Here is a 13,506-nt window from a genome sequence, read left to right as displayed (position 1 = left end):
GAGACCCCCATGCCTGAATTGCCGGAAGTCGAAACCACCCGCCGCGGGATCGCTCCGCACCTGGAAGGTCAGCGTGTCAGCCGGGTCATCGTGCGTGATCGCCGGTTGCGCTGGCCGATCCCCGAGGACCTCGATGTGCGCCTGTCCGGACAGCGCATCGTGCTGGTCGAGCGGCGGGCCAAGTATTTGCTGATCAACGCCGAAGTCGGCACGCTGATCAGCCACTTGGGCATGTCCGGTAACTTGCGGCTGGTTGAGGTCGGGATGCCGGCGGCCAAGCATGAGCATGTCGATATCGAGCTGGAATCCGGGCTGGCCCTGCGCTACACCGATCCGCGCCGGTTCGGCGCGATGCTCTGGAGTAGCGACCCGCTCAATCACGAACTGCTGATTCGCCTCGGACCGGAGCCATTGACCGATCTGTTCGACGGCGAGCGGCTGTTCCAGTTGTCACGCGGGCGTTCGATGGCGGTCAAGCCGTTCATCATGGACAACGCGGTGGTGGTGGGCGTCGGCAATATTTATGCGACCGAAGCGCTGTTCGCCGCCGGGATTGATCCGCGGCGCGAAGCCAAGAGCATTTCCCGGGCGCGTTATCTGAAGCTGGCAATCGAGATCAAACGCATCCTGGCCGCAGCCATCGAGCGCGGCGGCACCACGTTGCGTGATTTCATTGGCGGCGACGGGCAACCGGGGTACTTCCAGCAAGAGCTCTTCGTTTATGGTCGTGGCGGTGAGCACTGCAAGGTCTGCGGCACCGGTCTGCGGGAAGTGAAGCTGGGGCAACGGGCCAGTGTGTTCTGTCCGCGCTGCCAGACCTGAGGCAAAAAGCTGAAAAAGTCCTACGGTCTATAGTGAGTGGTCTCACTGTTCAGCCCGAAGGATCGTGCCATGAAGTCCTTGCAAGCCCTGTTTGTCACATTGCTGCTGTGTTCCAGCCTGGCCGTTCAGGCCACGGAAAACGGCAGCGGTGATCCTCGCTACGCCATCCAGAACCCTCCCGCCTACGCCATGATTGGCGATCTGCTGATTGCCCGACCTTTGTTGGTGGCGGCAACGGTGCTGGGTGCGGGGGTGTTTGTGGTGTCATTGCCGTTTACCGCGCTGGGTGGCGGGATTGGCGATGCTGGGCAGGCGCTGGTGGTGGATCCGGCGAAAGCTGCTTTTGTGCGGTGTCTGGGGTGTACGGGGGAGGGGTTTGAGCAGCGTGAGTGAGCTGATCCGAGATCACCGGTGTTATTGACGGCCTCATCGCGGGCAAGCCCGCTCCCACAAGGATTTCGGTGTTCACACGATTTGTGTATCACCACACAACCCTGTGGGAGCGGGCTTGCCCGCGATGGCGTCGGAACAGGCGCTGAAGGACTCAGGCCTTGCCGGTGATCTTGCGGTACTTCTCCATCAACTGTTCTTCAGTCTCCGGATGCGCCTCGTCCAGCGGAATGCAATCCACCGGGCAGACCTGTTGGCACTGCGGTTCGTCGTAGTGGCCGACGCACTGGGTGCACAGGTTCGGGTCGATCACGTAGATCTCTTCGCCTTGGGAAATGGCAGCGTTCGGGCACTCGGGTTCGCAGACGTCGCAGTTGATGCAATCGTCGGTGATGATCAGGGACATGCTAACTCCAGCCGGGGCGGCAGGCCCGGGCGCAATAAATCAATGCGCGCAATTGTGCCGCATTGGCGAGCGCAGTGCACGCGGCTGCGATCAAGGGCACGAGACTGCAATCTTTAAAAGCAAAAGATCGCAGCCTTCGGCAGCTCCTACTTTTTGAAGCGCAGGGTCAGGGCATCGGCCACGGCCGGGTGCACGAACTTGCTGATATCGCCGCCCAGCGCGGCGATTTCCCGCACCAGCGTCGAGGAAATGAACGAATAACGCTCGGACGGGGTGAGAAACAGGCTCTCGACGTCCGGGGCCAACTGGCGGTTCATGTTGGCCAGCTGGAATTCGTATTCGAAGTCCGACACTGCGCGCAGACCGCGCAGGAACACATTGGCGTTCTGCTCCTTGGCGAAATGCGCCAGCAGCGTCGAGAAGCCGACCACTTCGACGTTGGGCAGGTGTTTGGTGACCTCGCGAGCCAGCTCAACCCGTTGTTCCAGCGGGAACAGCGGATTTTTCTTCGGGCTGGCGGCGACCGCAATGATCACGTGATCGAACAGGCGCGAGGCGCGTTCGACCAGATCGCCATGCCCTTTGGTAATAGGGTCGAAGGTACCTGGGTACAACACTCGGTTCATCGCGTCGTCCTGGCGGGAGTCCGTTGGGGAGTCGGATGGTATCGCAGCCGTCTCGGTCGGCCAAGTCGCCTGTTGGGTAAGAAAGCACTATAGACGACGCGATAAACCGTTTTTTTCACGGATTTCTCAGCCGATCGGCGAGGGATGTCGCCAGTTGTGCAGTCAGTCCATACACCGACAATTGCGGGTTGGCGCCAATGCTGGTGGGGAACAGCGAGCCGTCGTGAATCGACAGATTGCTCAGTTGATGATGCCGGCCAAGGCTGTCGGTGACTGCGTTTTTCGGGTCTTCACCCATTGCGCAACCGCCCATCACGTGGGCACTGCCCAGCCGCGTGCGATAGAGCTCAAGGCGCAGACCGTCGATCAATTTGCGCGCCTCGGCCAGGGTGTTCACGTAGCGCGCATCGGCGTGCATCGGCATTACCGCTTTCGCGCCGCCGGCGAACTGGATCTCGGCCATGCTGTGAAACGCGCGACGCAAGCCTTCCCAGGCGTAAGGCGAGACTTGATAGTCGAGCACTGGTGAGCCGTCGCCGCGCAATTCGACACTGCCGCCGGGGCTGTCCGGATGGAAACCGTCGCGCAGCAGCGCCAGCATCGCGTGGGTGCGCGGCAGATCAGCCATGTGTTCGGCGTTCTGCTGGCCGAAGCCGCCGAGCAGCGTTGCCGCCAGTGCCGGTTGCAGCGGTGGCACTTCGAGTTTGTAGCCCATTGGCCCGCTGGTGCCGTCCTGCCACTGGAAATGATCCGAGTAGATCGACTGAGGCGCGCCGTAGAACGGGTTGATCACTTCGTCGAAACGCCCGGCGGACATGTTAACCAGATGCAAAAAGGTGCGTTTGCCGAGGCGCTGATGCGGGTCCGGCGCGTCTGAACGCAAGAGCAGGGCCGGGCTGTTGATGCCGCCGCCCGCCAGCACGTAATGCCGGGCCTTGACCGTGATTTTGCGTCCGGTCGGCGCGACGCAGCGCTCGTCCATCGCCACACATTGCAGGCCGGTGATTTTGTCGCCGCTGATCAACAGTTTTTCCGCGCGGGCCAGGTACAGCAGCTCGCCGCCCTTTTCCAGGGTCGCCGGAATGGTGGTGACCATCATCGATTGCTTGGCATTGGTCGGGCAGCCCATGCCGCAATAGCCAAGGTTCCAGCAGCCACGGACGTTGCGCGGGATCACGTGCCAGCTGTAGCCGAGTTGCTCGCAGCCCTTGCGGATCACATCGTTGTTGGCGTTGGGCGGGACCATCCACGGCGCCACACCCAGGCGTTGTTCCATTTTTTCGAACCACGGCGCCATCTCGGCCGGGCTGTGGCCTTTGACGTTGTGTTCCCTGGCCCAGTGTTCGAGGGTCGGCTCGGGCGTGCGGAAGCTCGACGTCCAGTTGATCAGCGTGGTGCCGCCCACCGCACGGCCCTGGAGGATGGTGATCGCGCCGTCCTTGCTCATGCGGCCGATGCCTTCCTGATAGAGGCTGCTGTAGGCCTGGTCTTCAAGCATTTTGAAGTCGGAACTGGTCTTGAGCGGGCCTTCTTCGATCAGCAGCACTTTATAACCGGCGGCGCTGAGGATCTCCGCCGTGGTACCGCCTCCGGCGCCGCTGCCGATGATGGCCACGTCGGTTTGCAGCGTCAGGTCGTCGGTCAGTTGTGCGCCGTTGTAGGTTTTCCAGCCACGGGCAAGGCCTTCGCGGAACGGGTCGGGTACAGGCATTGATCAGGTTCTCTTGTTCTTGTTGTTCTGGCGGGCCCCTTCGCGAGCAGGCTCGCTCCCACAGGAGGAATGCGGTGCATGTGTGGGAGCGAGCCTGCTCGCGAAGGACGCGACTCGGTTTCAAACAGTCGGCGGGCCGGGGTAGCCGCAATGCGCCCAGGACTCGGCGCGGGTGTACCAGGCCATCATCACCATTTGCTGCAATGAGCTATGGCCCATGCGCAGCAGGCTCAATGAACTGTTCTGCCAACGTTCGAGGAAGTGACGCATTGCCTCGGGGCTGGCGTTTTCCCAACTGCCCCAGATGCCGGTGAGCGGCCCGCGGGTAACGGCCATGCCGAGCACGTCGAACAGTTGTCGGGTGAGTTTGAGCATCTCCGGCGACAGGTGATCGAGGCTGAAGTCCAGCGACTTCAGAGTGCCATCCACCGCACCGGGCATTTTCTCGGTGGTCACGGCGCCTTCGAGCATCACCGGAATCAGTGCACGCAGGAACAGCAGGTCGCCGTCACGCAAAGTGACGAAGCCATTGGCCGCGATACTCGATGAGCAACCACTGAGGCTGGCGCCAAGGCCGGCGGTGGCGAGGAACGCAGTGGCACCGAGGCTGAATTTCAGCAGGCCACGGCGCGACATGGCAGGTGTTTCGGTCAGGCTTGGGTGCATTGTTGTTATTACCCGGCGGTGACGACGATTAGCGGATGAACAGCTTCTGGATCAGTTTCTGGATCGATTTGCCGTACGGCGGATAGATCAACTTCGCGGCGTTGAAGCGCTGTTTGATCAGGACGCCCTTGGCCTTGCTGAAAGTCAGGAAGCCTTCGTGGCCGTGATAGTGGCCCATGCCCGACGGGCCGATGCCGCCGAATGGCATGTCGTCCTGGGCCACATGCAACAAGGTGTCGTTCAGGCACACGCCGCCGGAGTGGGTTTCGTGCAGCACGCGGTTCTGTTCGCGCTTGTCGTAGCCGAAGTAGTAAAGCGCCAGAGGACGCGGGCGCTGATTGATGTAGGCAAACGCCTGATCGAGATCCTGATACGGCACGATCGGCAGCAGCGGGCCGAAGATTTCATCCTGCATCACGGTCATTTCATCGGTGACGTTCAGCAGCAGGCTGTGCGGCATGCGCCGGCCCTGGCCCTGTTCGAACAGCGGGATCAGCAGCGCGCCCTTGCTCGTGGCGTCGCTGACATAACTGTTGAGCCGGGCCAGTTGGCGCTCGTTAATGATCGCGGTGTAGTCCGGGTTGTCGGCGAGGGTCGGATAGAAATTGTTCACTACCTGGCGATAGGCTTCGACGAACGCGCCGACACGGTCTTGCGGTACCAGCACGTAGTCGGGCGCGACGCAGGTCTGGCCGGCGTTGAGGGTTTTACCGAAGGCGATGCGTTCGGCGGCGTCCTTGAGCGGTACGTCGCCGGAGACAATGGCCGGGGACTTGCCGCCCAGTTCGAGGGTCACCGGGGTCAGGTTTTCCGCCGCCGCGCGCATCACGTGCTTGCCGATGCTGGTGGCGCCGGTGAACAGCAGGTGATCAAAGCGCAAACGGGAGAACGCCACGCCGATGTCGGCCTCGCCGAGCACCACGCAGACCAGGTCTTCGGGGAAAATTCGTCCCAGCAGGGTTTTGAGCAACTGGCCGGTGGCCGGAGTCGATTCGCTGAGTTTGAGCATCACCCGGTTGCCCGCCGCGAGCGCACCGACCAATGGGCCGATGGCCAGATACAACGGGTAGTTCCACGGGACGATGATACCGACCACGCCGAGCGGCTGGTACACGACTTTCGCTGACGCCGGCTGAAAGGCCATGCCGACTTTGCGCCGCGACGACTTCATCCAGCCCTTGAGATGGCGGCTGGCGTAATGGATACCGTGCAGGCTGGGCATCAGCTCGGCAAGCAGGGTTTCATCGGCGCTGCGATGACTGAAATCTGCGCTGATGGCGTCGATCAAGGCCTGGCGCTCATTGCTGAGCATGTCGCGCAACGCTTTGAGCCATTGCTGACGCTGGGCCGCCGGCGGCATCGGGTTGGCTGTGTAGGCGGCGCGCTGTGCCGCGAACAGCCGATCCAGCTCTTCCAGGGGCTGTTGCAGCGTTTGCAGATAAGCAATGTCGGCAGTCATCGTCGGCTCCGGATTTATTGTAGTGAGGACTTTTTAGAGTCTAAGCTCTAGAAAGTCAAATGACTTCCCGACACAGCTTTGTTTTATCCAGTTCCGGTTAGGTCGTAAGATGCCCCTCACCGCACTCTGAATTAAAGCTCAAGCCATGGCCCCACGAATAAAAACCAGCGAGCGCATCGTGCAGAACAGCCTCGAACTGTTCAATCAGCAGGGCGAGCGCAGCATCAGCACCAACCACATTGCCGCGCACATGGAGATTTCTCCGGGCAATCTGTACTACCACTTCCCCAACAAGCAGGCGATCATCGCCGTGCTGTTCAGTGAGTACGAAAGTCTGGTCGACAGCTTTTTGCGCCCGCCACAGGGGCGTGCCGCCACCGTCGAAGACAAGCGCTATTACCTCAAGGAGCTGCTGTCGGCGATGTGGGGCTACCGCTTTCTGCATCGGGATCTGGAACACCTGCTCGACAGTGACCCGGACCTGGCCGCGCGCTACCGGCGTTTTTCCCAGCGCTGTGTGATCCAGGGCATGGCGATCTACGAGGGCTTTGTCGCCGCCGGCATTCTCAAGATGGATCGGGTACAGATCGAGTCCCTGACGATCAATGCCTGGATCATCCTCACCTCGTGGGTGCGTTTTCTGTGCACCACCCGGGAAAACTCCAACCACCTCAGCGAGCAGGCCATCAAACGTGGCGTCTATCAGGTGCTGGTGCTGGAAGCCGGGTTCGTCACCGATCAGGCCCGCGAAGAGGTGAATGCCTTGTTCGACGAGTTCTACGTACCGCTGGCCCAGGCCCTCGAGGAAGGGCGGTAACCCATTTCGAAGTCGCTCACAGGAGTCCGTCATGCCGATTGCGCAACTGCTCAGCCCGACCGCACTGGATGCCCGCAAGGAGCAGCCGGGGCTGGTGATTCTCGATTGTCGTTTTGCCCTCGAAGACCCGGACTACGGGCAGCGCAGCTATGCCGAAGGGCACATCGCCGGCGCCCGCTTCGCTGATCTTGAGCGTGACCTGAGTGGCAAAGTGGTCAAAGGCGTGACCGGACGTCACCCGTTGCCGGAGCCGGCGGCGCTGATCGAGCGTCTGCAGGCGTGGGGCATCAATGCCGACAGCGATGTGGTTTTGCACGACGACGGCCCTGGTGCCTATGCGGCCCGCGCCTGGTGGTTGCTGGCGTGGCTGGGCAAGCGCGACGGCGTGTACATTCTCGACGGCGGCCTCAAGGCCTGGCACGCGGCGGGTCAACCGCTGAGCCTGGATGCGCCGTCGGTCAGCCGGGGCAACTTCAGTGGTCAGCCGGACATGAAACTGCTGCTGAGCGCCGAGCAATTGCACCAGCGCCTTGCTCAGCCGTCGCTGACATTGCTCGATGCCCGGGCCTTGCCGCGCTTCAAGGGTGAGGTGGAACCGATCGATCCGATTGCCGGGCACATTCCCGGGGCGCAATGCGCGGCGTTTACCGAGAACCTCGGCAGCGACGGGCGCTTCCTGCCAGCGGAGCAGCTCAAGCAGCGTTTTGCGGCGAAACTCGGCGAGCGTTCGCCAACGGACCTGGTCGCTTATTGCGGTTCCGGGGTGACGGCGTGTCACAACCTGTTTGCGTTGTGCCTGGCGGGGTATCCGCTGGGCTCGCTGTATGCCGGATCGTGGAGTGAGTGGATCAACGAGCCTTCCAGAGGTATAGCCACGGGCGAATAACAGCAAAAGATCGCAGCCTGCGGCAGCTCCTACAGGGGCTGGCGTGCCGCAGGCCGCGATCTTTTAGCGTTCCACGCGGGCACTGCGATACGCCGCCGGCCCCACCCCGTAAACCTGCTTGAACTGTCGGCTGAGATGACTCTGATCGGCAAAGCCCAGTTGCATGGCGACTTCCACCGGCAGGCAACCACTCTGCAATAAACCCCGGGCAGTGGCGATGCGTTGCTGCATCAGCCAGGTGTGCGGCGGCATGCCGGTGGCGCGGCGGAAGACACGGGCGAAGTGGAAGGGCGACAGATTCACAGCGGCCGCCAGTTCTTCCAGCGATGGCGGCGCCGCCAGTTGCGCGTGCAGCAGCTCCTTGGCCATCACCACCGCGCGATGCTCCTTGCCCGGTTTGCCGTTGATCTGCACCGCTGCATGCCGCTGCAACAGCAGCATCATCATTTCGCGCCACACCGTCTGCTGTTGCAGCGCGGTGGCCGGGCTTTCCAGCAAGCGGTGCAACTGACAGAAGCCGTTGACCAGATCCGGGTCGCGGTACAGCGTCGCGGCAAACGCCGGCATCGGCGCGCAGGGCAGTTCCAGTTCTTCGAGCAAGGACACGATCTGTCCGGTATCGGGATAAAAGGCCCGGTACAGCCAGCCGTCCTCGGTGCCCTTGTGCCCGGTGTGCAATTCGTCCGGATTGATCAGCACCAGCGTGCCGCTGCCGGCCAGGTGTTCGGCGCCGCGATAGCGATAACGCTGGGCGCCGGCCATGATCATGCCGATCACATAACCGTCGTGGACATGCGGGGCGAAGCGATGCTCGATGTAGCGCGCCGACAGCAACTCGACCCCGGCCAGCGGCGCGGTTTGCCAGAAGCGGATCGACTCGCCCTGATCGCTCACGACGTCACACGGGCCAGCCATTGCGGGATGCGCCGTTCCAGGTAGTAGCCGGGCTGGCGGAGCGTGCCATCGACAAAGCCGACGTGCCCGCCCTTGGCCTGCAATTCGAACTGGGTGCTGGCGGACAGTTCTTCGGCCGTCGGCAGGCTGTGGGGGAATACGAACGGATCGTCAGCGGCCTGAATGATCAGGGTCGGGGTGCGGATTTCACCGAGAAAGTAGCGACTCGATGCTCGCCGATAGTAATCCTCGGCATCGTTGAAACCGTGCAGCGGCGCGGTGACTCGGCCATCGAAGTCCCAGAAGGTGCGCATGTTCTCCAGCGAACCGAGCGCCGCCAGGGCTGCCAGGCCATCCTCACGCCCGTCATGCTGGAACTGGCGCTGCTTGTTCTTGATGTAGGCGACCATCTCGCGCATGAAGTGTGCTTGATAGACCTTGGAGAAACCCTGGCCAATGCGGTCGGCACACTGATCAAGACGAAACGGCACCGACACCGCCACCGCACCGAGCACGCCGCTGTCGCTGCCGGTCTCGCCCAGATGCTTGAGCAACACGTTGCCGCCCAATGAATAGCCGACCGCATACAGCGGCGCCAGCGGGCGCTTGGCCCGCAAGTGTTTGATGGCCTCGGCGAGGTCTTCGCTGGCACCGGAGTGGTAACTGCGCGGCAGCAGGTTGGGTTCGCCGGAGCAACCGCGCCAGTTCAGCGCGACACTGGCCCAGCCCTGCGCGGCGAGCGCGGCCTGGATCCCGGCGACGTAAGGCGAATTGGATGAACCGGTCAGCCCATGCAGCACCAGCACCAGCGGCGCCTCGGCGCTGTGCGGGCCATGCCAGTCGAGATCGAGAAAATCCCCGTCGTCCAGCCACAGGCGTTCCCGCTCGCGATCAAGGTGGACGGTTTTGCGCCACAGCGGCCCCCACAAGGTTTGCAGGTGCGGATTGCCGAGGCCGAAGGCGGGGGTGAAGCGATCTGAAGAAGCGGGCACGATGGTTCTCGATGCAGCTTTGTGGGCAGAGTAGGCAGGCTTTTGTGGCGAGGGAGCTTGCTCCCGCTGGACTGCGCAGCAGGCCTCGCTTCTGAAACGGGGCCGCTTCGCGACCCAGCGGGAGCAAGCTCCCTCGCCACAGATTTAGCGCAAACTTTCAGTTAACCGGCGATCTCTGCCATACGTTGCCACAACGCGTAGTACACCCGCCCGGATTTCTGCTCGCGGTGCAGGCGCCAGTTGCCCGGCAGGCCCAACGTCGATGGCGCGGTCTCGCTTTCAGTGTAGATCCACGAATCCGGCGCCAGCCATTGGCGCTCTTCGAGCAAAGTGCAGACCGCTGGCAGCAGGTTCTGGTTGAACGGCGGATCGAGAAATACCAGATCGAACGGCGTGGCGACCTGGGTCTCCAGATAACGCAGCGCGTCGGCGGTCTGCACCTGGCCGTTGGTGCAGCGCAGGGTGCCGAGGTGTTCCTTCAGGCTCGATACCGCTACGTGGCTGGCATCCAGCGCCTGCCCCATGGCCGCGCCACGCGACAGTGCTTCAAGAAACAGCGCGCCGCTGCCGGCGAACGGGTCCAGTACTTTGGCCCCGGCGACGTACGGCGCGAGCCAGTTGAACAGGGTTTCGCGCACGCGGTCCGGCGTCGGGCGCAGCCCCGGCGCATCGGGGAAGCTCAGTTTGCGGCTGCGCCATTCGCCGCCGATGATGCGCAACTGGTTCACACCGTTATGGACGTTCTGCGCAGGTTTTTTAGGACGAGTAGCCATTAATGCTCCGGAACCCCGAGCGGTTGCTCGGCAGGTTTATCAGATGGGGCCGGTAACGGCTTTTGCGGCACGGTCGGGCCAGCGCTGACGATGACCAGTTTGTCCGTGCTCAGGTGTTTGTTCATCGCGTCTTTGACCTGCTCAACAGTCAGGCTCTGGGACTGACGCATGAAGTCATCCAGATAGCTCAGCGGCAGATTATAGAAGCCCATGGCGCCCAGTTGGCCGACGATATCGGCGTTGCTTGCGGTGGACAGCGGGAAGCTGCCGGCCAGCTCGCGTTTGGCGTCGTCGAGTTCTTTCTGGGTCGGGCCGCTCTTCAGGTAATCGGCGAGCACGTCCTGCACCAGTTTCAGCGTGCCTTCGCTCATTTCCGCGCGGGTCTGCAGGTTGATCATGAACGGGCCGCGAGCCTGCATCGGGCTGAACCCGGAATACACGCCGTAGGTCAGGCCGCGCTTCTCGCGCACTTCGCTCATCAGCCGGGTGCCGAAACCGCCACCACCGAGGATCTGGTTGCCCATCGACAGCGCCGCGTAATCCGGGTCGTCACGGTCGATGCCCAGTTGCGCGAGCAGCAGGTTGGTCTGCTTGGACGGGAACTCGATGTGATTGACGCTGGCCTTCGGTTCCTGCGGCTGGGCGATTTTCGCCAGCGCCGGGCCTTTCGGCAGGGCGCCGGAGACCTGATTGGCAATCGCCTCCGCCTCGGCGCGCGACAGGTCACCGACCAGCGCGATCACCACGTTGCCCGCCGCGTAGGCCTTGGCGTGGAACTCACGCAGTTGCGCCAGAGTGATCTTCGGCACGCTCTGCGGGTTGCCGTCGCTGGAATGCGCATACGGGTGGTCGCCGTACAAGCGCTTCATCAGCTCGAGGCTGGCGAGTTTGCCGGGGTTCTGTTTCTGGTATTCGAAACCGGCGAGCATCTGGTTCTTGATGCGCGCGAAGGAGTCGGCCGGGAACGTGGGTTTGCCCACCACTTCTGAGAACAGCTTCAGCGCCGGCTCGCGCTTGTCGGCGGCGCTCAGACTGCGCAGCGACGCCAGCGCCATGTCCTTGTAGGCACCGTTGCCGAAATCCGCGCCGAGGCTTTCGAAGCCTTGGGCGATGGCGCCGACGTCCTTGCCCGCCACACCTTCGTTGAGCATGGCATTGGTCAGGACTGCCAGGCCCGGCGCATTGCCGTCCTGGCTGCTGCCAGCGGCGAAGATCAGGCGCATGTCGAACATCGGCAGCTCATGGGCTTCGACGAACAGCACCTTGGCGCCTTCGGTGGTGTTCCAGGTTTGCACGTCGAGCTTGCGGCTGGCCGGGGCCTTGCCGTCGAGTTCGGCCAGCGATTGCAGCTTCTGGCTGGTCTTGGCGTTATCCAGCGCTTCGCTGGCGTCGGTTTTAACTCCGGGCATCAGATAGAACGCGGCAGAGCCGATCACGGCAATAGCGATTAAACCGAGCAGCAGGCGTGGGGATTTGCGCTCACTCATGAGTCGTCTCCAGTGGCAGGACATGGGCGACGCTGAGACGTTCGCGGGTGAAATACAGCTTGGCGGCGTTCTGGATGTCTTGCGGGGTCACGCTTTCCAGATCGGCAAGTTCAGTGTCCATCAACTTCCACGACAGCCCGACCGTTTCCAGTTGGCCGATGGCGGTGGCCTGACTGGTGATCGAATCGCGTTCGAACACCAGGCCGGCGATGACCTGTGCCCGCACGCGCTCGAGTTCTTCGGCGGACGGTGCGGTGGTTTTCAGCTGTTCCAGCAGTTTCCACAGACCGGCTTCAGCTTGCGCCATGGTCTTGTTCTTCTGGGTGTTCGGCGTTGCCGACAGGGTGAACAGGCTGTCGCCACGGGTGTAGGCGTCGTAGCTCGACGAACCGCCGGAAACCAGCTCTTCGCCGCGCTCCAGTTGCGTCGGGATGCGCCCGCTGTAGCCGCCGTCGAGCAGCGCCGAGATCAGGCGCAGGGCGTTGACCGAGCGCTTGTCTTCAGCGGTGGCGATGCTGGGCACGTTGAAACCGAGCATCAGGCTCGGCAGTTGGGTCTGCACATGCAGGGTGATCTGGCGCTCACCCGGCTCGGCCAGCTCCAGCGGTTTCTTCGCCGGTGGCACGTCGCGCTTGGCAATCGGCCCGAAGTAGCGCTGGGCGAGGGTCTTCACTTCATCAGGAGTGACGTCGCCGACCACCACCAGCGTGGCGTTGTTCGGCACATACCAGGATTGATACCAGTGACGCAGCTCCTCAACCTTCATCCGGTCAAGGTCCGCCATCCAGCCAATGGTCGGCGTGTGGTAGCCGCTGGCCGGGTAAGCCATCGCCTTGTAGCGCTCGTAGGCTTTAGACATCGGCTTATCGTCAGTGCGCAGGCGGCGCTCTTCCTTGATGACTTCGATTTCCTTGGCGAACTCGTCGGCCGGCAGGCGCAGATTGGCCATGCGGTCGGCTTCCAGTTCAAACGCTACGCCCAGACGGTCGCGGGCCAGCACCTGGTAATAGGCGGTGAAGTCGTCACTGGTGAAGGCGTTTTCTTCGGCGCCCAAGTCGCGCAGGATCAGCGAGGCTTCGCCGGGGCCGACTTTCTCGCTGCCCTTGAACATCATGTGCTCGAGCGCGTGGGACAAACCGGTCTGGCCCGGGGTTTCGTAGCTGGAGCCGACCTTGTACCAGACCTGCGACACCACGACTGGCGCGCGATGGTCTTCGCGCACGACGACCTTCAGGCCGTTGTCGAGGGTGAATTCGTGGGTCGGTTGCGGGTCGGCCGCCAGGGCCGAAAGGGGCAGGCAGACTGTGCTGAGCAGCAGGCCTGCAGCGCGGCGGGCTAGAGCATTCATTCGTTTTTTAACCTGTTGGGCTGCCCGCTTGGTCTTAGCGTCGGCGGGCGAGAGGGTGCTAGGATACTGATCCGTTTTACCGGCGACCACGCCTATCAGGTTTTCAGGCCTGATGCGGTTGTATAGGTTGGCGGCAGAAAGCTGCGGTTTATCGACTAGACTTCGCTTTTTCGCCGATTTTTCCGGTTTAGTCCTTCGTTAATACGAATCTTTGGGGTGCCGCTGGCGC

The 13,506-nt window shown here is 62.5% G+C and carries 14 protein-coding genes; 4 read left to right on the top strand and 10 right to left on the bottom strand.

The window, feature by feature from the left end; translation table 11 throughout:
- Positions 1-9: 9 nt before the first annotated feature.
- Together mutM and L6D63_RS16450 are read left to right on the top strand one after the other, a co-directional pair.
- Entirely contained in the window at positions 10-822 is an 813-nt protein-coding gene (gene mutM / locus L6D63_RS16455; RefSeq protein ID WP_047297159.1) for a bifunctional DNA-formamidopyrimidine glycosylase/DNA-(apurinic or apyrimidinic site) lyase, read from the top strand.
- A gap of 69 nt (positions 823-891) precedes the next feature.
- Entirely contained in the window at positions 892-1,215 is a 324-nt protein-coding gene (locus tag L6D63_RS16450; RefSeq protein ID WP_131670628.1) for a multidrug transporter, read from the top strand.
- A 151-nt stretch (positions 1,216-1,366) separates the two neighbouring features.
- Here the strand turns inward: L6D63_RS16450 and L6D63_RS16445 are convergent, their stop codons facing one another.
- The 5 genes from L6D63_RS16445 to L6D63_RS16425 all read right to left on the bottom strand — a co-directional run bounded on the left by L6D63_RS16445 (position 1,367) and on the right by L6D63_RS16425 (position 6,080).
- Positions 1,367-1,618 carry a YfhL family 4Fe-4S dicluster ferredoxin gene (locus tag L6D63_RS16445; RefSeq protein ID WP_003195146.1) on the bottom strand — a complete coding sequence of 84 codons (252 nt, stop codon included), beginning with the start codon at positions 1,616-1,618 and terminating at the stop codon, positions 1,367-1,369.
- A 146-nt stretch (positions 1,619-1,764) separates the two neighbouring features.
- Positions 1,765-2,244: a pantetheine-phosphate adenylyltransferase gene (gene coaD / locus L6D63_RS16440; protein ID WP_003229157.1), complete on the bottom strand. Its 480-nt coding sequence runs from the start codon at positions 2,242-2,244 to the stop codon at positions 1,765-1,767.
- Positions 2,245-2,359: 115 nt separating this feature from the next.
- Positions 2,360-3,955 (bottom strand): GMC family oxidoreductase, encoded by a 1,596-nt coding sequence (locus tag L6D63_RS16435; protein ID WP_131670627.1) that lies wholly within the window; start codon positions 3,953-3,955, stop codon positions 2,360-2,362.
- Positions 3,956-4,075: 120 nt separating this feature from the next.
- Positions 4,076-4,621: a twin-arginine translocation pathway signal protein gene (locus L6D63_RS16430; protein ID WP_131670626.1), complete on the bottom strand. Its 546-nt coding sequence runs from the start codon at positions 4,619-4,621 to the stop codon at positions 4,076-4,078.
- A 28-nt stretch (positions 4,622-4,649) separates the two neighbouring features.
- Positions 4,650-6,080 carry a coniferyl aldehyde dehydrogenase gene (locus L6D63_RS16425; RefSeq protein WP_047297156.1) on the bottom strand — a complete coding sequence of 477 codons (1,431 nt, stop codon included), beginning with the start codon at positions 6,078-6,080 and terminating at the stop codon, positions 4,650-4,652.
- Positions 6,081-6,225: 145 nt separating this feature from the next.
- On the opposite strand from L6D63_RS16425, the gene L6D63_RS16420 reads away from it, so the two are divergent.
- Entirely contained in the window at positions 6,226-6,897 is a 672-nt protein-coding gene (locus tag L6D63_RS16420) for a TetR/AcrR family transcriptional regulator (protein ID WP_007964152.1), read from the top strand.
- A gap of 31 nt (positions 6,898-6,928) precedes the next feature.
- Complete coding sequence (locus L6D63_RS16415) at positions 6,929-7,783, top strand: sulfurtransferase (protein ID WP_131670625.1); 855 nt, start codon at positions 6,929-6,931, stop codon at positions 7,781-7,783.
- Between the two features lie 63 nt (positions 7,784-7,846).
- On the opposite strand, the gene L6D63_RS16410 is transcribed toward L6D63_RS16415, so the two are convergent.
- The 5 genes from L6D63_RS16410 to L6D63_RS16390 form a co-directional block, all read right to left on the bottom strand.
- The gene (locus tag L6D63_RS16410) at positions 7,847-8,698 is read right to left on the bottom strand and encodes an AraC family transcriptional regulator (protein WP_236170356.1); all 852 of its coding nucleotides are present in this window, start codon (positions 8,696-8,698) and stop codon (positions 7,847-7,849) included.
- Positions 8,674-9,669 (bottom strand): hydrolase, encoded by a 996-nt coding sequence (locus L6D63_RS16405; RefSeq protein WP_131670624.1) that lies wholly within the window; start codon positions 9,667-9,669, stop codon positions 8,674-8,676. Before L6D63_RS16405 ends, L6D63_RS16410 begins: the two co-directional genes overlap by 25 nt.
- Before the next feature lie 161 nt (positions 9,670-9,830).
- Positions 9,831-10,442: a 16S rRNA (guanine(966)-N(2))-methyltransferase RsmD gene (gene rsmD, locus L6D63_RS16400; RefSeq protein ID WP_027610566.1), complete on the bottom strand. Its 612-nt coding sequence runs from the start codon at positions 10,440-10,442 to the stop codon at positions 9,831-9,833.
- Entirely contained in the window at positions 10,442-11,929 is a 1,488-nt protein-coding gene (locus L6D63_RS16395) for a M16 family metallopeptidase (protein ID WP_131670623.1), read from the bottom strand. Before L6D63_RS16395 ends, rsmD begins: the two co-directional genes overlap by 1 nt.
- Positions 11,922-13,277 (bottom strand): M16 family metallopeptidase, encoded by a 1,356-nt coding sequence (locus L6D63_RS16390; RefSeq protein ID WP_098966083.1) that lies wholly within the window; start codon positions 13,275-13,277, stop codon positions 11,922-11,924. The genes L6D63_RS16395 and L6D63_RS16390 overlap by 8 nt, the downstream gene beginning before the upstream one ends.
- Positions 13,278-13,506 lie beyond the last annotated feature (229 nt).

It is taken from the genome of Pseudomonas parakoreensis, assembly GCF_021602155.1.
GTDB classification, from domain to species: domain Bacteria; phylum Pseudomonadota; class Gammaproteobacteria; order Pseudomonadales; family Pseudomonadaceae; genus Aquipseudomonas; species Aquipseudomonas parakoreensis.
This window is presented reverse-complemented; position numbering and strand designations above follow the sequence as displayed.

What these genes read in the sequence shown, in the direction of transcription:
- L6D63_RS16390 (WP_098966083.1), bottom strand. Translation starts at nt 13,277, where the DNA reads ATGAATGCTCTAGCCCGCCGCGCTGCAGGCCTGCTGCTCAGCACAGTC.
- L6D63_RS16450 (WP_131670628.1), top strand. Translation starts at nt 892, where the DNA reads ATGAAGTCCTTGCAAGCCCTGTTTGTCACATTGCTGCTGTGTTCCAGC.
- L6D63_RS16435 (WP_131670627.1), bottom strand. Translation starts at nt 3,955, where the DNA reads ATGCCTGTACCCGACCCGTTCCGCGAAGGCCTTGCCCGTGGCTGGAAA.
- L6D63_RS16445 (WP_003195146.1), bottom strand. Translation starts at nt 1,618, where the DNA reads ATGTCCCTGATCATCACCGACGATTGCATCAACTGCGACGTCTGCGAA.
- rsmD (WP_027610566.1), bottom strand. Translation starts at nt 10,442, where the DNA reads ATGGCTACTCGTCCTAAAAAACCTGCGCAGAACGTCCATAACGGTGTG.
- L6D63_RS16410 (WP_236170356.1), bottom strand. Translation starts at nt 8,698, where the DNA reads ATGGCTGGCCCGTGTGACGTCGTGAGCGATCAGGGCGAGTCGATCCGC.
- L6D63_RS16425 (WP_047297156.1), bottom strand. Translation starts at nt 6,080, where the DNA reads ATGACTGCCGACATTGCTTATCTGCAAACGCTGCAACAGCCCCTGGAA.
- coaD (WP_003229157.1), bottom strand. Translation starts at nt 2,244, where the DNA reads ATGAACCGAGTGTTGTACCCAGGTACCTTCGACCCTATTACCAAAGGG.
- L6D63_RS16395 (WP_131670623.1), bottom strand. Translation starts at nt 11,929, where the DNA reads ATGAGTGAGCGCAAATCCCCACGCCTGCTGCTCGGTTTAATCGCTATT.
- mutM (WP_047297159.1), top strand. Translation starts at nt 10, where the DNA reads ATGCCTGAATTGCCGGAAGTCGAAACCACCCGCCGCGGGATCGCTCCG.
- L6D63_RS16420 (WP_007964152.1), top strand. Translation starts at nt 6,226, where the DNA reads ATGGCCCCACGAATAAAAACCAGCGAGCGCATCGTGCAGAACAGCCTC.
- L6D63_RS16430 (WP_131670626.1), bottom strand. Translation starts at nt 4,621, where the DNA reads ATGCACCCAAGCCTGACCGAAACACCTGCCATGTCGCGCCGTGGCCTG.
- L6D63_RS16415 (WP_131670625.1), top strand. Translation starts at nt 6,929, where the DNA reads ATGCCGATTGCGCAACTGCTCAGCCCGACCGCACTGGATGCCCGCAAG.